Origin of the sequence: Paracidovorax wautersii, assembly GCF_031453675.1 — a bacterium.
Lineage (GTDB): Bacteria > Pseudomonadota > Gammaproteobacteria > Burkholderiales > Burkholderiaceae_C > Paracidovorax.
Genome location: NZ_JAVIZX010000001.1, coordinates 3627532 through 3647808 on the forward strand (window position 1 = coordinate 3627532; position 20277 = coordinate 3647808).

At 70.5% G+C, this 20277-nt stretch carries 17 protein-coding genes; 9 read left to right on the forward strand and 8 right to left on the reverse strand.

Translation table 11 applies throughout. The features are described 5' to 3' along the window. Nucleotides 1-27: 27 nt before the first annotated feature. Nucleotides 28-498, forward strand: a complete 471-nt coding sequence (locus QE399_RS16350) for a VOC family protein (RefSeq protein WP_309830316.1) — start codon at nucleotides 28-30, stop codon at nucleotides 496-498. A 426-nt stretch (nucleotides 499-924) separates the two neighbouring features. After that, nucleotides 925-1977, forward strand: coding sequence for a biotin synthase BioB (gene bioB, locus QE399_RS16355; RefSeq protein WP_309830318.1), 1053 nt, complete (start codon nucleotides 925-927; stop codon nucleotides 1975-1977). A gap of 91 nt (nucleotides 1978-2068) precedes the next feature. Here bioB and QE399_RS16360 read toward each other — a convergent pair whose 3' ends face one another. Together QE399_RS16360 and QE399_RS16365 are read right to left on the reverse strand one after the other, a co-directional pair. Further along, nucleotides 2069-3094 (reverse strand): Bug family tripartite tricarboxylate transporter substrate binding protein, encoded by a 1026-nt coding sequence (locus QE399_RS16360; RefSeq protein ID WP_309830320.1) that lies wholly within the window; start codon nucleotides 3092-3094, stop codon nucleotides 2069-2071. 172 nt (nucleotides 3095-3266) lie between these two features. Further along, nucleotides 3267-3482, reverse strand: a complete 216-nt coding sequence (locus QE399_RS16365) for a hypothetical protein (RefSeq protein WP_309830322.1) — start codon at nucleotides 3480-3482, stop codon at nucleotides 3267-3269. A gap of 304 nt (nucleotides 3483-3786) precedes the next feature. Here QE399_RS16365 and QE399_RS16370 point away from each other — a divergent pair, with 304 nt between their 5' ends. Next, entirely contained in the window at nucleotides 3787-4026 is a 240-nt protein-coding gene (locus QE399_RS16370; protein ID WP_309830323.1) for a hypothetical protein, read from the forward strand. A gap of 48 nt (nucleotides 4027-4074) precedes the next feature. Here QE399_RS16370 and QE399_RS16375 read toward each other — a convergent pair whose 3' ends face one another. After that, a complete protein-coding gene (locus QE399_RS16375; RefSeq protein WP_309830326.1) occupies nucleotides 4075-4617 on the reverse strand; it encodes a type 1 glutamine amidotransferase domain-containing protein in 543 nt (180 codons plus the stop codon). A 577-nt stretch (nucleotides 4618-5194) separates the two neighbouring features. On the opposite strand from QE399_RS16375, the gene QE399_RS16380 reads away from it, so the two are divergent. Both QE399_RS16380 and QE399_RS16385 read left to right on the forward strand, forming a co-directional pair. Beyond that, on the forward strand, nucleotides 5195-6256 hold the full coding sequence (locus QE399_RS16380; protein ID WP_309830328.1) for a ligase-associated DNA damage response exonuclease: 1062 nt from the start codon (nucleotides 5195-5197) through the stop codon (nucleotides 6254-6256). Then, a complete protein-coding gene (locus QE399_RS16385; RefSeq protein ID WP_309830329.1) occupies nucleotides 6253-7953 on the forward strand; it encodes an ATP-dependent DNA ligase in 1701 nt (566 codons plus the stop codon). The genes QE399_RS16380 and QE399_RS16385 overlap by 4 nt, the downstream gene beginning before the upstream one ends. A 115-nt stretch (nucleotides 7954-8068) precedes the next feature. Here the strand turns inward: QE399_RS16385 and QE399_RS16390 are convergent, their stop codons facing one another. Genes QE399_RS16390 through QE399_RS16410 form a run of 5 tightly spaced genes read right to left on the reverse strand, consistent with a single transcriptional unit; the run spans nucleotide 8069 to nucleotide 12605 of the window. Then, nucleotides 8069-8872: a GntR family transcriptional regulator gene (locus tag QE399_RS16390; protein ID WP_309830330.1), complete on the reverse strand. Its 804-nt coding sequence runs from the start codon at nucleotides 8870-8872 to the stop codon at nucleotides 8069-8071. 52 nt (nucleotides 8873-8924) lie between these two features. After that, nucleotides 8925-9788: an isocitrate lyase/PEP mutase family protein gene (locus QE399_RS16395; RefSeq protein ID WP_309830332.1), complete on the reverse strand. Its 864-nt coding sequence runs from the start codon at nucleotides 9786-9788 to the stop codon at nucleotides 8925-8927. Continuing rightward, nucleotides 9785-10318: a LeuD/DmdB family oxidoreductase small subunit gene (locus QE399_RS16400; protein ID WP_309830334.1), complete on the reverse strand. Its 534-nt coding sequence runs from the start codon at nucleotides 10316-10318 to the stop codon at nucleotides 9785-9787. Before QE399_RS16400 ends, QE399_RS16395 begins: the two co-directional genes overlap by 4 nt. Beyond that, the gene (locus tag QE399_RS16405; protein ID WP_309830335.1) at nucleotides 10315-11607 is read right to left on the reverse strand and encodes a 3-isopropylmalate dehydratase large subunit; all 1293 of its coding nucleotides are present in this window, start codon (nucleotides 11605-11607) and stop codon (nucleotides 10315-10317) included. Before QE399_RS16405 ends, QE399_RS16400 begins: the two co-directional genes overlap by 4 nt. After that, nucleotides 11604-12605 (reverse strand): Bug family tripartite tricarboxylate transporter substrate binding protein, encoded by a 1002-nt coding sequence (locus tag QE399_RS16410; protein ID WP_309830337.1) that lies wholly within the window; start codon nucleotides 12603-12605, stop codon nucleotides 11604-11606. The genes QE399_RS16405 and QE399_RS16410 overlap by 4 nt, the downstream gene beginning before the upstream one ends. 160 nt (nucleotides 12606-12765) lie before the next feature. On the opposite strand from QE399_RS16410, the gene QE399_RS16415 reads away from it, so the two are divergent. From QE399_RS16415 to ligD, 4 genes are all read left to right on the forward strand, one after another. Then, complete coding sequence (locus QE399_RS16415) at nucleotides 12766-15747, forward strand: ligase-associated DNA damage response DEXH box helicase (RefSeq protein WP_309830339.1); 2982 nt, start codon at nucleotides 12766-12768, stop codon at nucleotides 15745-15747. Nucleotides 15748-15787: 40 nt separating this feature from the next. After that, nucleotides 15788-16477: a ligase-associated DNA damage response endonuclease PdeM gene (gene pdeM / locus QE399_RS16420; RefSeq protein ID WP_309830340.1), complete on the forward strand. Its 690-nt coding sequence runs from the start codon at nucleotides 15788-15790 to the stop codon at nucleotides 16475-16477. A gap of 99 nt (nucleotides 16478-16576) precedes the next feature. After that, a complete protein-coding gene (ku, locus tag QE399_RS16425) occupies nucleotides 16577-17635 on the forward strand; it encodes a non-homologous end joining protein Ku (protein ID WP_309830342.1) in 1059 nt (352 codons plus the stop codon). Between the two features lie 33 nt (nucleotides 17636-17668). After that, a complete protein-coding gene (gene ligD / locus QE399_RS16430; protein WP_309830344.1) occupies nucleotides 17669-20200 on the forward strand; it encodes a DNA ligase D in 2532 nt (843 codons plus the stop codon). Nucleotides 20201-20277: the final 77 nt, after the last annotated feature.

Genomic DNA, 20277 nt, shown 5'->3' on the forward strand with positions numbered 1-20277 from the left:
CCCCTTCATCCTCAGGAGACACACGACATGACCATCACCGCACGCCCCTTCCGGGTGCTGGGCATCCAGCAGGTCGCCATCGGCGGCACCGACAAACAGCGCATGAAGACCCTGTGGGTGGACATGCTGGGCCTGGAGCAAACGGGTACCTTCCAGAGCGAGCGCGAGAACGTGGACGAGGACATCCTGGCCATGGGGCAGGGCGCCTTCAAGGTGGAGGTGGACCTGATGCAGCCGCTCGATATCGACAGGAAGCCGGCCGTGCACACGACACCGCTCAACCACATCGGCCTGTGGATCGACGACCTGCCGAAGGCGGTGGAATGGCTCACGGGCCAGGGCGTGCGCTTTGCGCCGGGCGGTATCCGCAAGGGCGCTGCGGGTTACGACATCACCTTTCTGCATCCCAAGAGCAACGACGAATTTCCCATCGCAGGCGAGGGCGTGCTCATCGAGCTGGTCCAGGCGCCCGAGGACGTGATCGCCGCTCTGGGCTGACGGGGCCTGCCGGGGCAGGCGTGAACGAGCATCCCTCATGCCTGCGAGCCGATGAAAGCCTGCCGCAGCGGTTCGGCAGGCTTTTTTTGTGGGCGTGACGCAAGGCTGGCGCCATAACGTCGGTCATTTTCAGACCCCTACCATTCACCCCTCACGCCAATAGAAAGCGTTTTGGCTGCAGATAAGGTGTCGTTACGACAACCGCTTGAATTCACTTGGCGAAAGAACACGAACCGTTGTCTGTATGCCGCCAACTGCCGCCAAAGTGTGCGGCGCGATCGATGCAGATGCGCGCGCAGAAATGGGGAGCACTTTCTGCGCCTGTCCTCTGGATTCGGCGTTCAAAGCGCCGCAGAATGCGCCCCGTTTGATGTCTGGCAGCCGAGCCCACGCAAGAGCTGCCCCTAGCTTCGAAAAGGAAAACCCATGTCCACTGCCATTGCCAGCTTCCAGCCCGTACAGCTCCACCGCCGGCCCACCGCCGCCGCGCCCTCGGGCCCGTGGACGGTCGAGGCCATCCAGAAGCTGCTGGACCTGCCGTTCATGGATCTGCTCTTCCAGGCCCAGACGGTCCACCGCGCGCACTGGCCGGCGGGCGATGTCGAACTGGCCACGCTGCTGTCGGTGAAAACGGGCGGCTGCCCCGAGAACTGCGGCTACTGCCCCCAGTCGGCCGAGTTCGACACCGGCGTGAAGGCCGAGAAGCTCATGGGTGTCGACGAGGTGCTTGCCGCCGCGCAGGCCGCCAAGGACGCCGGCGCCACCCGCTTTTGCATGGGCGCCGCCTGGCGTGCCCCCAAGGACCGCGACATCGAGAAGATGGGCGAACTCATCGGCGCTGTGAAGGGCCTGGGCCTGCAGACCTGCGCCACGCTCGGCATGCTTGAATCCCACCAGGCCGTGGCGCTGAAAGACGCCGGCCTGGACTACTACAACCACAACCTGGACACGGCCCCCGAGTACTACACCGACGTGGTCAGCACCCGCCAGTACCAGGACCGGCTGGACACCCTGGACCACGTGCGTTCGGCAGGCATCAGCGTGTGCTGCGGCGGCATCATCGGCATGGGCGAGGCGCCCGTGCACCGGGCCGGGCTGATCGCCCAACTGGCCAACCTCGACCCATACCCCGAATCGGTGCCCATCAACAGCCTGGTGCGCGTACCGGGTACGCCGCTGGCGGACAGTGATCCGGTGGACCCGTTCGACTTCGTGCGCGTGATCGCCGTCGCCCGCATCACCATGCCGCGGGCGCGCGTGCGGCTGTCGGCCGGGCGCCTGCAGATGGGCGACGCCGTGCAGGCCCTGTGCTTCCTGGCCGGAGCCAATTCGATCTTCTACGGCGACAAGCTGCTCGTCACCGGCAATCCGGACGCAGATGCCGATGCGCAGCTGCTGGCGCGGCTGGGGTTGCCAGGGCACCGGACGGCGGCTTCCGCCGAGGCGTCGCCCGCACAGCGCGCGTCCGGCTGTTGCTGATGAAATGCTATTAAAATAATAGCTTAATGCGCAATCAAGACGGGCGTTACAGGCCATTTTGACCTGAAGCACCCGCTGCCTGGCGCTGCCTTCAGCCCGCGCCTTCGGGCTTGATCTGGGCGCGCTCGATCACCGGCTTCCAGCGGGCCTGCTCGGACTTGATGAAGGCGTCGAATTCGGCGCTGGTGTTGCCTACGGCCAGGGCGGTTTCCTGGGCCAGCTTTTCCTTCACCAAGGTGCTGCGCGCGGCCTTTATGGCCTCGGCTTCCAGCTTGGCGAGGTGCGCCTTGGGCCACTTGCTGGGCGCCATCAGCCCGTACCACTGCGTCATCTCGAAGCCCTTGAAGCCCTGTTCGGCCACGGTGGGCACGTCGGGCAGGGCCGGCAGCCGCTGCGCCGTGCCGGTGGCAATGCAGCGCAGCTTGCCGGCCTTGATGAACGGCAGCAGCGCCGGCGCGCCGACCGAGGCAGCCTGCAGGCGGCCCGCCATCAGGTCGGTGAGCATGGGGCCGGTGCCGCGGTAGGGCACGTGCAGCATGAAGGTGTTGGAGACCATCTTCAGGTACTCGAACGCGAGGTGGCCCGCGCTGCCGTTGCCGGCAGATCCGTAGTTGAGCTGCCCCGGCCGGGCCTTGGCGTAGGCGATGAAGTCGGCGAGCGTCTTGATGGGCAGGTCGGGGTGCACCACGTACAGGCTCGGCACCTTGGACACGAGCGTGATGGGCGCGAAGTCGCGGTTCGCGTCGTACGGCAGCCGGGCGAAGATGTAGGGGTTGACGGCCAGCGTGCCGATGTGCCCCAGGATGAGCGTGTGCTCGTCGGTGCTCACGGCCACTTCCTGCATGGCGATGTTGCCCGCGGCACCCGGCTTGTTGTCCACGAACACGTTCTGCCCGATGGTTTTGGCCATCTCGGCCGCCACCGCGCGGGCGACGATCTCCGAGCTGCCGCCCGGTGCGAACGGCACCACCAGCCGCAGCGGTTTGGTCGGCCAGGCGGCCTGTGCATGCGCGCGGGGCAGCGCCGCCAGCGCGGAGGCCGCGGCGGCACCGGTCAGCAGGGTACGGCGGCGCACCAATGCCGGAGGCAGGGATGCGGAAAGGGTAGGGGATGGCATGGCGGTCTCCTCGGCATGTAGTGTGGTTCTGTCCGCCGCCATCGTAGGGGGGCCGGCGTGGCATGCCATCCGCATTTGCGAGGGGGCGCCGTGGTCTGCACGGCCGCCAGATGCTCTGGCGAGGGCCTTGAGTCCGCGTCGCCTGAGACCGCCACAGGCCCGCGCTACCTCGTCATCGGGACCACTTGCGCTCCGGCCGGGACTGCACCTGGATGTCCACCGCCTTGCGCACTTCTGGCCGGCCGGTGCGCTCGTTGACGTCGACCACGTCTTCCAGGGCGATCTTCTTCACCTCCGACCCCGTGGCGTCTTCGAGGTCGTCGAGCACGCCGGCCACCGCCTTTTCGGCAGATTCGACGGCTTTTTTCTCGGGGGAATTCTGTGGCATGGCATGTCCTTCTTTTCGGGGAATGCACCGGATGATCGGGCGGGCAGGCGCGTTGCGGCACTGCGTGGCAGCGCGTTTCGCTGTCATCCAAAACCGCCGCAGCCTTGACGCCCGGACGTCATCGCTCAATCAGGCCCGGTCTTATCCCCCGTTTGGGGGAGATACAGACAGATAGGCTGCGGTTAGCATGTCGATCCGGACGATAGGGTCCGCCTACCAAGATCCATGCAGGAGTCCGCCGCCATGTGCCACCGTTCCGCCATCCGCACCCCGACTGCGGTGCCATCGATCCTGGCCCGTTGCCATGTGGAAGTACAAGCTTGAACTGAGCCCGGACGAGACGCTGCGCTTCGAGGAACGGGAGCGCCATGGCTGCGGCCACGTCGTCCAGCGCTATTCCATCATCGGCCCGCAGGGCGAGGTGACCGGCAGCGTACAGCTGACGGAGACCGCGCTGCCCGCGTCGGCCGAACAACGCCAGCTGCACCTGCTGCAGCGCAATGCATGGAACGACACCGTGGTGGATCTGCGCTGGACTGCCTAGCGCAGGCAAGGCCGGGCTGCTGCAATCCGGCCGCGCCGACGCTCCGCCTCAGCCCTGCAGCTGCTGCAGCAGCGCCTTCTGGAAGGCGGGCAGGTCGTCCGGTTTGCGGCTGCTGACCCAGCGGCCCTGGACCTGTACCTCCTGGTCGACCCACTCCGCACCGGCGTTGCGCAGGTCGGTCGCCAGGCTGGGCCAGCTCGTCAGCGTCTTGCCTTTCACCAGGCCGGCATCGATCAGCAGCCAGGCACCGTGGCAGATCACCGCGACCGGCTTGCCGGCCCGGTCGATGGCCTGCACGAAGGCCTGGGCGTCGGCATCGGTCCGCAGCGCATCGGAATTGATCACGCCGCCAGGCAGCAGCACCGCGTCGAAGTCGTCGGGACGGGCGTCCTTGAGGGTCAGGTCGACCGGGAGGGCATCGCCCTTGGCGTCGTGGCGGAAGCCCTGCACCTGGCCCGCTTTCGGCGCGACGATGCGGGTGGTGATGCCGGCGGCTTTCAACGCGTCGCGCGGGCCGGTGAGCTCGACCTGCTCGAAGCCGTCGGTGACGAGGATGGCGACGCCGCGCGAGGATGGTGTGGACGTGGACATGGAAAAACTCCTGTAAGCGAAAGAGAACGGGAAAGGGGAGAGCGCCCGGTAGGGCGCGCCCGGCCGTGGGCGGCCAAACGGCTCTTCAGCCCCGTCCAGCCTCCGAAGCGCCGGCCTTGGGCACCGGCGCACTGGGCGGCGGCGGGTCGAAGGTCGGCACATCCGGCCCCCCGCGGCTGCAACCGCCCAGGGCGGCGCAGATCACGCACGCGCCGACCCACCGCGGCAAGGCCCGGTGGCGCAGCGAGGACGGCCCGGCAATGCGCCGGGCAACGGTGGGGGAGGTAGGGCGAAGAGGGTGGGGCATGGCAGTGTCCGGTGGCTGAAGAGGCCTGCTCCTCAAGACAAGGTAGGCAAGGCCACGCATTCATCGTGTGCTGGCGGCCGGAGGGCCCGAGGTAGGAACAGGCCCCGTGTGCCTGTGCCCCATCGCCGGTAGGCGGGCGCTGACACGGCGCCGCGGCGTCCGGCAGCGCAGGGTGCGCTACTGCCGGGCTAGCATCCCGGCATGCCCTTCCGAACCCGCTCCGCAGCCACTGCCCGGTCCATCGATCCGGGGCCGTGCGGGGCCTGACCCATGGCAGCCGACGACCTCGTCATCGCGCGGCCGGAAGGCCTGTACTGCACGGCGGGCGATTTCTACATCGACCCCTGGCGGCCCGTGGACCGTGCCGTCATCACCCACGGCCACTCCGACCACGCCCGCGTGGGCCACACCCACTACCTGGCCCACACCGACAGCGAAGGCGTGCTGCGCGCCCGGCTCGGCGCCGACATCACCCTGCAAACGCTGCCCTATGGCGAGGCGATCGAGCACCACGGCGTGCGCGTCTCCCTGCACCCCGCCGGCCACGTGCTGGGCTCGGCCCAGGTGCGGCTGGAGCATGGCGGGCGGGTGTGGGTGGCCTCCGGCGACTACAAGACCGAACCCGATGGCACGTGCGCTCCGTTCGAGCCGGTGCGCTGCGACACCTTCATCACCGAATCCACTTTCGGCCTGCCCATCTACCGCTGGCCCACCCAGCCTGAACTGTTCGCAGGCATCGATGCGTGGTGGCGCGCCAATGCGGCCCAGGGTCGGCCGTCGGTGCTGCTGTGCTACGCCTTCGGCAAGGCGCAGCGCATCCTGCACGGCGTGGACCGCAGCATCGGGCCCATCGTCGTCCATGGCGCGGTGGAGCCGCTCAACGCCGTCTACCGTGCCGCCGGCGTCGATCTGCCGCCCACCCTGCGCGTGACCGATCCGGGCGTGGACGCACAGCTGCTCAAGACCGCGCTGGTGCTGGCGCCGCCCTCGGCCCAGGGCACGCCCTGGATGCGCCGCTTTGCCGGCCATGCGGACGCGTTCGCCAGCGGCTGGATGCAGCTGCGCGGCACACGCCGCCGGCGCGGGGTGGACCGCGGCTTCGTCATGTCCGACCACGCCGACTGGCCGGGCCTGCAGTACGCCATCGGCGCGACCGGTGCCGAGCGCGTCTTCGTCACCCACGGCAGCGTGGCCGTGCTGGTGCGCTGGCTGCGGGAGCGGGGCCTGGACGCCCAGGGCTTCAAGACCGAGTACGGCGACGAGGACGAGCAGGCGGCGCCATCCCCCGCCGAACCTGCAGCGGAAAGCCCGCCGGAGGCGCCTGCGCCATGAAGGACTTTGCCGCCCTGTACCACGCCCTGGACGCCAGCACCGCCAGCCGCGCCAAACAGGCCGCCCTGCAGGCCTACCTGCGCGCCGCCGCGCCGCAGGACGCGGCCTGGGCCGTGTACTTCCTGGCCGGCGGCAAGCCGCGGCAGCTGGTGCCCACCAAGGTGCTGCGCGCATTGGCACGCGAGGCGGCCGGCCTGCCCGAATGGCTGTTCGATGAAAGCTACGAGGCCGTGGGCGATCTGGCCGAGACCATCGCGCTCTTGCTGCCCGCGCCGGGCGACACGCATGACCTGGGCCTGGCCCAGTGGGTGGAGCAGCATCTGCTGCCCCTGCGCGGCATGGCGCCCGAGGCGCTGGCCGCCACGCTGCGCGCGCAGTGGACCCGGCTGGCGGCCGGCGAGCGGCTGGTGTACTTCAAGCTCATCACCGGTTCCTTCCGCGTGGGCGTCTCGCGCCTGCAGGTCACCCAGGCGCTGGCGGCAGTGAGCGGCGTGGACCCCAAGCGCGTCGCCCAGCGGCTGATGGGGTACACCCACATCGGCGCCCGGCCCGGCCCCACCGACTACCTGCGCCTGGTGGCTGCCGAGGGCGAGGGCGATGACGCCCACGGCCAGGCGGGCGAGGTGCGCGGCCATCCGTACCCGTTCTTCCTGGCGCATCCGCTGCAGCTGCCGGTGGCGCAGTTCGATGCCGTGCTGGGCCCGCCATCCGACTGGGTCGTGGAGTGGAAGTGGGACGGCATCCGCGCGCAGATCGTGCGGCGCGGGGGCGCCGACGCGGTCGGCGGCACCTGGATCTGGTCGCGCGGCGAGGAACTCGTCAGCGACCGCTTTCCCGAGCTGCAGGCTTTGGGCGACGCGCTGCCCGAAGGCACGGTGGTGGACGGCGAGATCGTCGTCTGGGCCGCGCAGCAGGGCGGCGTGCCCGCGCATGTGCGCCCCTTCGCCGACCTGCAAAAGCGCATCGGCCGCAAAACCCTGTCTCCCAAACTGCTGCGCGATCTGCCGGTGGTGCTGCTGGCTTACGACCTGCTGGAAGAGGGGGGCCAGGACCTGCGCGGGCTGCCGCAGCACGAGCGCCGCGCGCGGCTGGATGCGCTGGTGCAGCGGGTGGGCCACCCCGCCCTGATCGCCAGCCCGGTGCTGGCCGGCGACAGCTGGCAGGCCCTGGCCACGCAGCGCGCGCAGGCCCGCGCCCTGGGCGTGGAGGGCATGATGCTCAAGGCGCGTTCCAGCGCCTATGGCGTGGGCCGCACCAAGGACAGCGGCGTGTGGTGGAAGTGGAAGGTCGACCCGCTGAGCGTGGACGCCGTGCTCATCTACGCCCAGCGCGGCCATGGGCGCCGCGCCAGCCTGTACAGCGACTACACCTTCGCCGTGTGGAACGCGCCGCCGGGCACCGAAGGCCGCGCCCTGGTGCCTTTCGCCAAAGCCTATTCCGGCCTGACCGATGCCGAGATGGCGCGCGTGGATGCCGTCATCCGCAAGACCACCGTGGAGAGCTTCGGCCCGGTACGCAGCGTGCGGCCCACGCTGGTGTTCGAGCTGGGGTTCGAGGGCATCGCCCGCAGCACGCGGCACAAGAGCGGCATCGCCGTGCGCTTTCCGCGCATGCTGCGCTGGCGCGAGGACAAGCCGGTGGAAGAGGCCGACTCGCTCGACACGCTGGCGATGCTGCTGCCGGATGCCGGCGGCTGACGCAGCGACCCAATGCTATTAATATAATAGCTGCTTGCGCTTGATGGATAAGCGCTACAGGCCGATTTGACCTCAAGCCCTGCCGTATTCTTGGCGCAGGTAACCCGAAACGGCCTCAACCCGCGGCTTCCGGCGGCCGGTCGTTCTCGATCCACACCTTGGTCGCGTCGCCCACGCGGGACAGCTGCATGTGGTACTCGTAGCGCTCCGGGTGGTAGAGCCCGGTCAGGAACTGCACGGGCCGGCCGTTGGCGTCCACCGCCACCCGCGAGACGCGCAGCAGCGGCACGCCGGGCGCCACGCGCAGGGCGGCAGCCACATGCAGATCGGCCAGCGCGGCGCCCAGGGTCTGCTCGGCCGACACCACCTGCACGCCGGATTGCTCCAGCGCCACCAGCATGGGCACGTCCTGCAGCGTGGGCTTCTCGACCGCGGCCGCCAGATCGGGCGGCAGGAAGACCTCGGTGTACGCGATCGGCTGGCCCTTGAACTTTCGCACCCGCACCACCTTCAGCACCGGGCTGCCCGGCGCCAGCTGCAGGGCCTGGGCGGCCTGCGAAGGAGCGGGCAGCAGGCGGTGCTCCAGCACCGTCACGCGCGTGCGCCGGCCCATGTTGACGATGTTGTCCAGCAGGCCGCCGCGCAGCCGCAGGTGGCTGGGCAGCTCGTCCTGCGCCGCCGGCAGCGTGCCCTTGCCGCGCAACCGCGCCACCAGGCCTTCTTCTTCCAGGCGGGCCAGGGCCGATCGGATGGTGACGCGCGCCACGCCAAACTCCTCGGCCAGCTGCCGTTCGCCGGGCAGCGGCAACCCGCGTTCGTACCGGCCGGACTTCAGCCGCTCGCGCAGGATCAGCCGCACCTGGTGAAAGCGCGGCAGGGCGGGCAGGGGCGGCGTGTCGGAGGGCTCGTTCAAGGGCATGGCCGCCACTGTAGAAGCGCCGCCCGGCCGCGGCAAGGCGCGTGGTGCGCGTTCACTCGTAGCGCTTGCCCTGCGCCAGCAGCTGCGGCGTGCCCAGCAACTGGTTGAGCCCGTCGAACTGCAGCATCTGCGGCCAGCAGGGCTCGGTCGTGCCGTGCCGGTGCAGGCTGGCCAGGTAGCCTTGCAGCGCATGGCTGAGGGCGCGCACGGTGCCGCCCGGAAAGATGGCCACGCGGTAGCCCAGGGCCTGCAGCTCGGCCACGGGCAGGATGGGCGTCTTGCCGCCTTCGACCATGTTGGCGAGCATCGGCGCACGCGGCGACAGCCGGGCCAGCGCGGTCGCCATGTCCTCCCGCGTGCGCAAGGCCTCCACGAAGAGCACGTCCGCGCCGGCATCGGCACAGAGGTCCATGCGGTCGAGCGCCGCGTCCAGCCCTTCCACGGCCACCGCATCGGTGCGGGCAACGATGAGCGTGCCGCTGTCGCGCCGCGCATCGCAGGCCGCGCGGATCTTGCCGGCCATTTCCGCAGCGCCGATCAGCGTCTTGCCGTCCAGGTGGCCGCAGCGCTTCGGGCTGGTCTGGTCCTCCAGCTGGATGGCCGAGGCGCCGGCGCGTTCCAGCAGGCGCACGGTGCGCTGCACGTTGAGCGCGTTGCCGAAGCCGGTGTCGGCATCCACGATGAGGTGCAGCGCCTCGTTGCGCTCGCGGATGGCGGTGGTCACCTGCGCGACGTCGTCCAGCGAGAGCAGCCCGATGTCGGGCCGGCCCAGCCGCGTGTAGGCGATGCTGGCGCCGGACAGGTAGGCCGCGTCGAAGCCGGCCTGCGCAACCAGCAGGGCGGAGAGGGCGTCGTATACGCCCGGCGCGGTGACGATGGCCGGCGATTGCAGGCGGGTTTTGAGGTCGGTGGTCATGGCGTAGGTAAGTTCGCTGCGCGCTGGGCTGCCAGGCGCTTTTCCAAGTGGGGCAGCAGCCCGCCGTCGCGGATCATGGCGACGAGGTGGGCGGGGATGGGCTCGCAGGCGAGCACCCGATGGGTGGAGAGATCGTGCACGCAGGCCCGGTCGAGGTCGCAGGCCACGGGCGCACCGGGCGCCACCGTGGCGGCCTCGGGGCACACCAGCAGCGGCAGGCCCAGGTTGAAGCCGTTGCGGTAGTAGATGCCGGAGAACGACCGTGCCACGACGCAGGCGACGCCCAGGTGCCGCAGCACCTCGGCCGCCTGCTCGCGCGACGAGCCCGCGCCGAAGTTGCGCCCCGCGAAGACGATGTCGCCCGGCCGCACTTCGGCGGCAAAGCGCGGGTCCACCGACTCCAGGCAGTGGCGGGCGATCTCCGCGATGCCGAACTTCATGTAGGCGCCGGGGGCCAGCAGGTCGGTGTTGAGGTCGTCGCCGAACACCCAGGCGCGACCGGTGGCGGCGGTGGTGCGCGCGGCGGTCATGGCAGCATCTCCCGCGGATCGGCCACGCGGCCGGCCACGGCCGAGGCGGCCACCGTCCAGGGCGAGCCCAGGTAGATCTGCGCCTGGGCCGAGCCCATGCGGCCCTGGAAGTTGCGCGCCGTGGTGCTGATCGCCACCACGTCGGGCCCGAAGGTGTGCGCGCCGTAGCCGGCGCAGGCCCCGCAGCTGGTGGGCAGCAGTTCGGCACCGGCCTCCTGCAGCGCGGCGAGCACGCCTTCGTCCTGCGCGCGCTCCTGGTCCTGCAGGCTGGCCGGGGCCACCAGCAGGCGCACGCCGCGGGCCACCTTGCGGCCGCGCAGCACCTGGGCCGCCATGCGCAGATCGTCCAGCTTGGCGCCCGTGCAGGCGCCCACGTAAGCCAGGTTGACGGCCACACCGCGCAGGTCGGCCGCATCGCGCCCATAGGCCGGGCTGTGCGGTTCGGCCACCTGGGGGGCGAGGGCGGCGGCATCGAAGACATGGTCGGCCATCAGGGGCGCGGCGTCGTCGGTGTGCCAGGGGGCCGTGTCCACCTCGCCGGCACCGGCGTCTGCCAGCCACGCGCGGGTGATCTCGTCCGGCGCCACCAGGCCGGCCTGGCCGCCCAGCTCCGCCGTCATGTTGGAGAGCGTCATGCGCTCCTGCATCGACAGCGCCTGCACGGCCGGGCCGGCATATTCCACCGCCTGGTACTGCCCGCCGTCCATGCCGAAGCGGGTGCACAGGAACAGCATCATGTCCTTGGCGGACACGCCCGGCGCCAGCCGGCCGTTCCAGGTCATGCGCAGCGTGTGCGGCACCTTGAGCCAGATCTCGCCGGTGACGAGCACGCCCAGCATCTCGGTGGCGCCCACGCCGAACATGTAGGCACCGAAGGCGCCGCCCGTGGGGGAATGGCTGTCGCCCCCCACCGCGAACATGCCGGGGCGCAGATAGCCCTTCTGCGGCACCACCACGTGGCAGATGCCTTCGCTGTCGTGAAAGCGCTTCACGCCGGCGCTCTTCACCCAGTCGCGGGCGATCTGCACGATGGCGCGGCTGTCGTCGTCATAGGCGGGGACGTAGTGGTCGGTGACCACCACGACCTTGTCCGGGTCCCAGACCGTGGCGCCCAGACGGTCGAGCATAGGCTTCACGCGGCGCGGCCCGCCCGAGTCGTGCATCATGGCCAGGTCCACCTGGCAGGTGACGATCTCGCCCGGCACCACGTGGCTGCGCCCTGCGGCGCGGGCCACCAGCTTCTGTGCCAGCGTCTGGGCGGGCGTGGCAGGGGTGTGGATAGCGGTCATTCGACGGTCGCGCCCGAGGCCTTGATGATCTTCGCCCAGTCCTGCACGTCCTGGGCCACGAACTTGGCGAAGGCCGCAGGCGGCATGTCGACCGTGGTGGCTGCTTCGGTGCGCATGCGCTCCTGGTAGTCGGGCGACTCGATGGCCTTCTTCACCGCCGCGTAAAGCTTCTGCGTCACGTCCGCCGGCATCTGCGCCGGGCCGAAGAGGCCGAACCAGGCCATCGACTCGAAGCCTTTCACGGTCTGCGCGATCGGCGGCACGCCGGCGAACTGTGGCAGCGGCTCGCGGCTGCTCACGCCCAGCAGCTTGATCGTGCCGTTCTTCATGTGCGGCAGCACGTTCACCGTGCTGGCGAACATCAGGTCCACCGTGCCCGCCAGCACGTCGGACAGCGCCGGGCCGGTGCCCTTGTACGGCACATTGACGATGTCGGTGCCGGTCAGCATCTTGAACTGCTCGCTGGCCAGGTGCAGCGACGAACCCTGCGCGCCGATGGCGAAGTTCAGCTTTCCAGGGTTCGCTTTGGCGTAAGCGATGGCGCCAGCCGTGTCGGAAAACGGCGCGGCCTTGCGGGCGATCAGCACGCTGGGGACCTTGGCCACCATGGTGATGGGCGTGAAGTCCTTGACCGGGTCGAAGCCCAGGTTCTTGTACAGCGTCGCGTTGATGGTGTGGCCGGTGAAGCTCATGAGCAGCGTGGAGCCGTCCGCAGGCGCCTTGGCCACGTAGGCCGCGGCGATGTTGCCGCCGGCGCCGGCGCGGTTCTCCACCACCACGGGACGGCCGAGCGTGTCGCCCACCATGCGGCCGATGACGCGGGCCAGGGTGTCGGTGGTGCCGCCGGACGGGCTGCCGACGACGATGGTGAGAGGCTTGCCGCTGTCTTGCGCCAGGGCGAACTGGGGCGCCAGCGCGGCGGGCAGGGCGCAGAGAGCGGTCAGCGCGCAGCGCCGGGTCAAGGCGAGCGGGCGGGCGAGGGCAGGGGCGGTGTTCATCGTGTCTCCGTGGGTCTTGTTATCGAATGGCCCATCCTAGGCACGCGGCCCGCCGCTTTCAATGGAACCTGCTGGTCCCATCGGGCGGACCAGAAGCCGGCACGGCTTCGGGGCGTTTGGCCTACGCGGCACGGCAGCGCGGCGCGTTGTAATCCCTGCCATGCAAGCCAGGGATGCCGATAGCCCACGCCGCCGCCCGCGCCGGGGCGCCGTACCGCAGGCCGTGGCCGCGTGGCTGGCCGGGCGCGGCTGGAAGCCGTTCGCCTTCCAGCGCGAGGTGTGGGAGGCCATGGGCCGCGGCGCCTCCGGCCTGTTGCATGCCACCACGGGCGCGGGCAAGACCTACGCCGTCTGGCTGGGCGCGCTGCAGGCGCTGGTGCCGGAATCCAAGCCAAAACGGGCTGCAGCGCCTGTGGATCAAGCGCAAGCAGCTACCAATAAGAGAGCAAAAAAGCCTGCGGCTGCACCGCTGACGGTGCTATGGATCACGCCCATGCGGGCGCTGGCGGCCGACACGCTCAAGGCGCTGGAGACGCCGCTCCTCGCGCTGGCGCCGCACGTGCCCGCGCTGGCCGGCTGGACGGTGGGCGCGCGCACCGGCGACACCAGCAGCACCGAGCGCAGCGCGCAGTCGCGCCGCCTGCCCACGGTGCTGGTCACCACGCCGGAGAGCCTGTCCCTGCTGCTGGCCCGGGCCGATGCGCAGGAACTGCTGGGCAGCGTGCGCCTGGTGGTGGCCGACGAATGGCATGAGCTGCTGGGCAACAAGCGCGGCGTGCAGCTGCAGCTGGCGCTGGCGCGGCTGCAGGGCTGGAACCCGCCCCTGTGCGTGTGGGGCATGTCGGCCACGCTGGGCAACCTGCAGGAGGCGCAGCAGACGCTGCTGGGCCTGGACGATGCCGGCCAGCCACGGCCCGGCGTGCTCGTGCAGGGCCAGGTCGACAAGCGCCTGGTCGTGGACACTTTGCTGCCCGACCGGCCCGAGCGCTTTTCCTGGGCCGGCCATCTGGGCCTGGCCATGCTGCCGGCGGTGGTGCGCGAGCTCGAATCCACGGCCGGCTCCACGCTGGTCTTCGTCAACGTGCGCTCGCAGGCCGAGCTTTGGTACAAGGCGCTGCTCGACGCCCGGCCCGACTGGGCGGGGGAGTTGGCCATCCACCACGGATCGCTGGACCGCAGCGTGCGCGAATGGGTCGAGGCGGGCCTGAAGGCCGGCACGCTGCGCGCGGTGGTCTGCACCAGCAGCCTGGACCTGGGCGTGGACTTTCTGCCGGTGGAGCGCGTGCTGCAGATTGGCTCGGCCAAGGGCATCGCCCGGCTGCTGCAGCGCGCGGGGCGATCCGGCCATGCGCCCGGGCGCCCTTCGCGCATCACGCTGGTGCCCACGCACAGCCTGGAGCTGGTGGAGGCCGCCGCGGCCCGCACGGCCGTGCAGGCCGGCGAGGTGGAAAAGCGCGCCAGCCCGCGCCAGCCGGTGGACGTGCTGGTGCAGCACCTGGCCACCGTGGCGCTGGGCGGCGGCTTCGCGCCCGACGCGTTGTATGCCGAGGTGCGCCGCACGGTGGCCTATGCGGGGTTGCCGCCCGCCGTGTGGCAGTGGTGCCTGGACTTCGTGCACCGCGGCGGGCCGTCGCTGGCCGCCTACCCGGACTACCAGCGCGTGCGGCCCGACGAGGCCGGCATCTGGCGCATGCCCGACGTGCGCCTGGCGCGGCGCCACCGCGCCAACATCGGCACCATCGTGAGCGACGCAAGCATGACGGTGCAGATCCTGCATGGTGCGCGGCTGGGCAGCATGGAAGAGAGCTTTCTCTCGCGCCTGTCGCCCGGCGACGCCTTCGTCTTCGCCGGCCAGGTGCTGGAGATGGTGCGTATCGAGCAGATGACGGCCTATGTGCGCCGCGCCGCGCGCGGGCGCCCCACGGTGCCGCGCTGGATGGGCGCGCGCATGCCGCTGTCCACCGTGCTGGCCGACTTCGTGGTGCAGCAGCTGGCCCAGGCGGCCGCTGGCGACTACGACTCGCCCGAGCTGCGCAGCGTGCGCCCGCTGCTGGAGGTGCAGCAGCGCTGGTCGGCCCTGCCCACGCCATCCACGCTGCTGGCCGAGACACTGCGCACGCGCGAGGGCTGGCACCTGTTCTTGTACCCCTTCGCCGGCCGGCATGCCCACACCGGACTGGCCAGCCTGATGGCCTGGCGCGCTGCGCAGGGCGAGACGGGCACCTTTTCCATCGCGGTGAACGACTACGGCCTGGAGTTGCTCAGCGCCACCGAGCGCGACTGGGCGGCCCTGTTGCCTGAGCTGCTGCGGGCCGACCCGGCCCCGCCCGCCGCCGCGGCGGTAGAAGGCCGTGTCGCCCCGCACGAAGCGGAAGGCATCCGCAACACCGCCAATGCCCGCGGCCCCAGCGGCGAGGTCGGAGACGCCGGGCAGGGCGGCGGCGCGGACGCGGCCCGCCATGCGCTGCTGCACGAGGTGCTCGCCAGCCTCAACGCGACGGAGATGGCGCGCCGGCGCTTCCGCGAAATCGCCCGCGTGTCGGGCCTCATCTTCCAGAGCCATCCGGGCGAGCGGCGCAGCGCCCGCCAGCTGCAGGCGTCCTCGCAATTGTTCTTCGAGGTGTTCCGCAAGTACGACCAGGCCAACCTGCTGCTGCGCCAGGCCGACGAAGAGGTGCTGAGCCAGGAGCTGGACGTGGCCCAGTTGCTGGCCGCCCTGCGGCGCATGCAGTCCCAGCGCACGGTGGTGAGCGCGCTGCAGCGCCCCAGCCCGTTCGCCTTTCCGCTGATGGTGGAGCGCTTCCGCGAGAAGCTGACCAACGAGCACCTGGCAGACCGCATCGCCCGCATGCTCGCCCAGCTGGACGCGGCGGCCGACGCCGGCAGCGCGGCCCCCCAGCCGCGCGTGCAGGACGTGGTGCCGCCCGACCCGCCGCTGCGGCCCCGCGCCAAGCGGGCTTCTGCCGCGGCTGCAGCGCCCGCTGCCGCGGACGGCGACAATCGCCCGCTGGACACCGCCACGGCGGCCGTGCGGCGCACGCTGGACTTCTCGCTCTCCCACCCGGACGGGCCGGAAGCCGGCGGGGCCAATGCCCGCCCGCGCCGTGTCCGCCGGCCGTCGCGGCCGCTGCCGCCGCTGTGAGATGCGGCCTTCCTGAAAGACCACGCGCCTGTTGCCCACCTTGCCTGCTCCCACCGCCGACGCCCTCGCTGGCAGCCACTGCATCACCCTGGCCGGCGAAGCCGTCCATCTGCTGCCGCAACATGCCCTGTGGTGGCCCGCGCAGGGTGCGCTCTTCATCGCCGACCTGCACCTGGGCAAGGCTGCCACCTTCCGCGCGCGCGGCATTCCCGTGCCGGCCGGCACGACCCAGGGCAACCTGGCGCAGCTGACCGCCTTGCTGGACGGTCTGGCAGCGCACCGGCTGGTGGTGCTGGGCGATTTTCTGCACGCTGCCGAGGCCCAGACCCCGGCCGTGCTGGCGGCGCTGGCGGCGTGGCGGGACCGCCATGCCGGTGTGGCCATGACGCTGGTGCGCGGCAACCACGATAGCCATGCGGGCGACCCGCCGTCCGCCCTGGGCATCGAGGTGGTGGACGAGCCCTGGCGGCTGGGTCCGTTCTCGGGCTGCCATCACCCGCAGGGCGATGCGCCGCAGCATGTACTCGCCGGGCACGTGCATCCGTCGGTGGTGCTGCGCGGCCCGGCGCGCGACGCGCTGCGGCTGCCGTGCTTCGCCGTCCATTCCGGCTTCACGCTGCTGCCGGCGTTCGGGCTGTTCACCGGCACGGCCAGCCTGTCGCCCGAGCCGGGCTGCCAGGTCTATGCCGTGGGCGGCGGCCGGGTGTGGCCGGTGCCGGCGCGCGGCTGACTGAAGCTGCGCCGTCCTACACCTGCCCACGCGGGCGTGGGGCAACCTCGACGCAGCATTGCGGCCCGGCGCCGGGCCGCACTTCTCAGGAGCACACGCATGGCAGACGACGGCAAGGCCCCCACCTCCACCCGCACCCTCTGGAAGGGGGCGATCAGCTTCGGGCTGGTGCACGTTCCGGTGGGCCTGTATGCGGCCACCATGAACTCGGGCATCGACTTCGACTGGCTGGACAAGCGGTCGATGGAACCCGTGGGCTACAAGCGCGTGAACAAGGTGACGGGCAAGGAGATTTCCAGCGCCAACATCGTCAAGGGCGTCGAGTACGAGGACGGGCGCTACGTGGTGCTGTCGCCGGAGGAGATTTCCGCGGCCTTCCCCAAGACCACGCAGACCATCGAGATCGAAGCCTTCCTGGACGCAGACGAGATTCCCTTCGTCTACCTGGAGCGGCCCTACTACACGGCCCCGCTCAAGCGCGGCGAGAAGGTCTATGCGCTGCTGCGGGAAGCCTTGCGCAAGAGCAACAAGGTGGGCGTCGCCAAGGTGGTCATCCAGACCAAGCAGCACCTGGCGGTGCTGATTCCCTGCGGCCGGGCGCTGGTGCTCAACCTGCTGCGCTGGGGCGGCGAGATCCGCTCATTCGAGCAGCTCAACCTGCCGCCGCTGGGCACCAAGGCCGCGGGCATCCGGGATGCCGAAATGGACATGGCCACCCAGCTGATCGACGACATGACCCAGACCTGGGACGCGGACAGCTTCCGCAATTCGTTCGCGGAAGAGATCCACAAGCTGGTGCAGGTGAAGGCCGAGGCCGGCGACATCGCGGATGTGATGAAGGTCGAGCCGGAGGAGCGTGCCCCGGCCGGCGCCGATGTGCTGGACCTGACGGCGCTGCTCAAGCGCAGCCTGGAAGGCGGCAAGGGCGGCAAGCCCGCCAAAGGCAAGGACAAGGACGGGACCGGAACGGTGACGTCCCTGCCTGCGGGGCGCAAGAAGCCGGCAGGCAAGGCCGCCACCAAGACCCCCGCCAAGAAGGCAGCCAGCACCTCGGCTGCGGGCAAGAAGGCGCCGGCGGGCAAGGGCGGTGCCGCGGCGCGGTCCAAGACCTCCGCGAAACCGGCCGCCAAGAAGGCCGCTGCCCGCAAGGCCGCCTGATCGCCTGCCTGCCCCGGCACACGGAGACGCCCCATGGCAGACGACGCACTCGCCCTGTACCGCAAGAAGCGCAACTTTGCGGTCACGCCCGAGCCCGCGGAAGGCGGCACGCCGGGCGCCCAGGCCCTGCAGTACGTGATCCAGAAACACTGGGCCAGCCGGCTGCACTACGACCTGCGCCTGGAGCTGGAAGGCACCATGAAGAGCTGGGCCGTGCCCAAGGGGCCGAGCTTCGATCCAGCGGACAAGCGCATGGCCGTGCAGGTGGAAGACCATCCCATCGCCTACAACACCTTCGAGGGCCGCATCCCGGCCAAACAATACGGCGCGGGGCAGGTCATCGTCTGGGACCGCGGCTACTGGGTGCCTGAGGGGGATCCGGTTCGCGGCTATGCCGAAGGCAAGCTCAAGTTCACCGTGCACGGCCACAAGCTGAAGGGCCGCTGGACGCTGGTGCGCATGCGCGGCCGTGGCAAGGACAGCGAACGCCAGCCGCCCTGGCTGCTCATCAAGGAGCACGATGGTCTGGAGCGTCCGGCTGCCGAATTCAGCGTGGTGGACGAGATGCCGGACAGCGTTTCGGCGCTGCCGCCCGTCCTGCCTCCGGCAGGCGGCCCGGTCGCGCGCGCCCATCCGCGACGCACCGCAAAAGACCTGGACGCCGCCCCTGCCAAGGCGCTGCCCGACACCCTGGCCCCGCAACTGGCCACGCTGGTGGACGGCCCGCCCGCGGAGGTTGCCGACTGGCTGTGGGAGCTGAAGTTCGACGGCTACCGCATGCTGGCGCGGCTGGAGCGCGGCCAGGTGCGGCTGGTGACGCGCAACGGCCATGACTGGACAGCTCGCATGCCCCAGCTGGCGAAGGCGCTGCGCAAGCTGCCGCTGCGTGCCGGCTGGATCGACGGCGAGGTGCTGGTCATGGACGAGCACGGCGTGCCCGACTTCCAGGCCCTGCAGAACGCCTTCGATGCCAGTGCCACCGCGGAGCTGGTGTACTACGTGTTCGACATGCCCTACGCGGACGGGCGCGATCTGCGCAGCATGCCGCTGGTGGAGCGGCGCGAGTTGCTGCGCACCGTGGTGCAGCAGGGCGGGCTGCAGAACGTGCGCTTCAGCGAGGCGTTCGAGGCGCGCCCCGGTGATCTGGTGGCCTCCGCCTGCCAGCTCGGCTTCGAGGGCGTGATCGGCAAGCGCAAGGATGCGCCCTATGCCACCGCGCGCCGCAATGCCGACTGGATCAAGCTCAAGTGCAGCCACCGGCAGGAATTCGTGATCCTGGGCTTTACCGACCCCAAGGGCAGCCGCAAGGGCATCGGTGCGCTGCTGCTCGGCGTGCATGGGCCGGATGGCGAACTGCGGTACGCCGGCAACGTGGGCACGGGGTTCAGCGAGCGCACGCTCGCCGACCTGCGCGAGCGGCTTGAAACCCTGCGCACCCGCAGCGCCCCGTGGCGCGGGGAGCCCCCCGCCGGCACCCGCGGCGCGCACTGGGTCAAGCCGCAGCTGCTGGCCGAGGTGTCGTTCGCCGAATGGACGCGGCAGAACCGCATCCGCCACGCCGTGTTCCACGGGCTGCGCGACGACAAGCCCGCCAAGGCCATCGTGCGCGAGAAGCCCGCGGCCCTGGAACAGCGCCGGTCCGCCGACGATGCCGCGGAGACGCTGCCTTCGTCGCTGCGCGTATCGCATCCGGAGCGGGTGATCGATCCTTCCACCGGCATCACCAAGATCGACCTGGTGCGCTACTACGCCACCGTGGCCGAGTTGATGATGCCGCACCTCAAGGACCGCCCCGTGGCGCTGGTGCGGGCCCCCGATGGGGTCAAGGGCTCGCTGTTCTTCCAGAAGCACATGGAAAAGGCCGCGCTGGAAGGCGTGGCCCAGCTGGACCCGGTGCTCGACCCCGGCCACGCGGCACTCATGGCGGTGGCCCAGCCCGTGGGCCTGCTGTCCGCCGCCCAGATGAATGTCGTCGAGTTCCATACCTGGAACGGCCGCAAGGACCGCATCGAGCGGCCCGACCGCATGACCTTTGACCTGGACCCCGGAGAAGGCGTGGCGTGGGAGCGGGTGCAGGAAGCCGCGCAGCTGGTGCGGACGCTGTTGACCGAGTTGGGCCTGCCGGCCTATCTCAAGACCAGCGGCGGCAAGGGCCTGCACGTGGTGGTACCCATCAAGCGGCTGCACGGCTGGGACGCCGTCAAGGGCTTCTCGCAGGCGGTGGTCCAGCACCTGGCCCGCACCATTCCGCAGCGCTTCGTGGCCAAGAGCGGCCCGCGCAACCGCGTGGGCAAGATCTTCGTGGACTATCTGCGCAACGGCCGCGGCGCCACCACGGTCAGCGCCTGGTCGGCCCGTTCGCGGCCGGGCATGGGCATTTCGGTACCCGTGGCATGGTCGGAGCTGGGCCAGCTCACCAGCGGGGCGCATTGGACCGTGCAGTCCGCGGGGGACCGTTTGCGCCAGGGCAATGCGCCGTGGGACGGCTATGCGGAGGCGGCGGTCTCCTTGACGCCTGCGATGAAGGCGCTGGACTATCCGTCCGCCAAAACCGGCCGCCGCTAATTGCCCTGGGCGCTCCCGTGATCCGCTGACCCCGGGTCCGTGATTAATGCGGTAGGCACCCGACCGGCGCCGCCGTC

Coding starts and splice junctions, on each gene's coding strand:
- QE399_RS16400 (WP_309830334.1), bottom strand. CDS start 10,318: ATGACCGCCGCGCGCACCACCGCCGCCACCGGTCGCGCCTGGGTGTTC.
- ligD (WP_309830344.1), top strand. CDS start 17,669: ATGGCAGACGACGCACTCGCCCTGTACCGCAAGAAGCGCAACTTTGCG.
- QE399_RS16350 (WP_309830316.1), top strand. CDS start 28: ATGACCATCACCGCACGCCCCTTCCGGGTGCTGGGCATCCAGCAGGTC.
- QE399_RS16415 (WP_309830339.1), top strand. CDS start 12,766: ATGCAAGCCAGGGATGCCGATAGCCCACGCCGCCGCCCGCGCCGGGGC.
- QE399_RS16380 (WP_309830328.1), top strand. CDS start 5,195: ATGGCAGCCGACGACCTCGTCATCGCGCGGCCGGAAGGCCTGTACTGC.
- QE399_RS16370 (WP_309830323.1), top strand. CDS start 3,787: ATGTGGAAGTACAAGCTTGAACTGAGCCCGGACGAGACGCTGCGCTTC.
- QE399_RS16390 (WP_309830330.1), bottom strand. CDS start 8,872: ATGCCCTTGAACGAGCCCTCCGACACGCCGCCCCTGCCCGCCCTGCCG.
- bioB (WP_309830318.1), top strand. CDS start 925: ATGTCCACTGCCATTGCCAGCTTCCAGCCCGTACAGCTCCACCGCCGG.
- QE399_RS16365 (WP_309830322.1), bottom strand. CDS start 3,482: ATGCCACAGAATTCCCCCGAGAAAAAAGCCGTCGAATCTGCCGAAAAG.
- QE399_RS16405 (WP_309830335.1), bottom strand. CDS start 11,607: ATGACCGCTATCCACACCCCTGCCACGCCCGCCCAGACGCTGGCACAG.
- QE399_RS16385 (WP_309830329.1), top strand. CDS start 6,253: ATGAAGGACTTTGCCGCCCTGTACCACGCCCTGGACGCCAGCACCGCC.
- QE399_RS16410 (WP_309830337.1), bottom strand. CDS start 12,605: ATGAACACCGCCCCTGCCCTCGCCCGCCCGCTCGCCTTGACCCGGCGC.
- QE399_RS16395 (WP_309830332.1), bottom strand. CDS start 9,788: ATGACCACCGACCTCAAAACCCGCCTGCAATCGCCGGCCATCGTCACC.
- ku (WP_309830342.1), top strand. CDS start 16,577: ATGGCAGACGACGGCAAGGCCCCCACCTCCACCCGCACCCTCTGGAAG.
- QE399_RS16375 (WP_309830326.1), bottom strand. CDS start 4,617: ATGTCCACGTCCACACCATCCTCGCGCGGCGTCGCCATCCTCGTCACC.
- QE399_RS16360 (WP_309830320.1), bottom strand. CDS start 3,094: ATGCCATCCCCTACCCTTTCCGCATCCCTGCCTCCGGCATTGGTGCGC.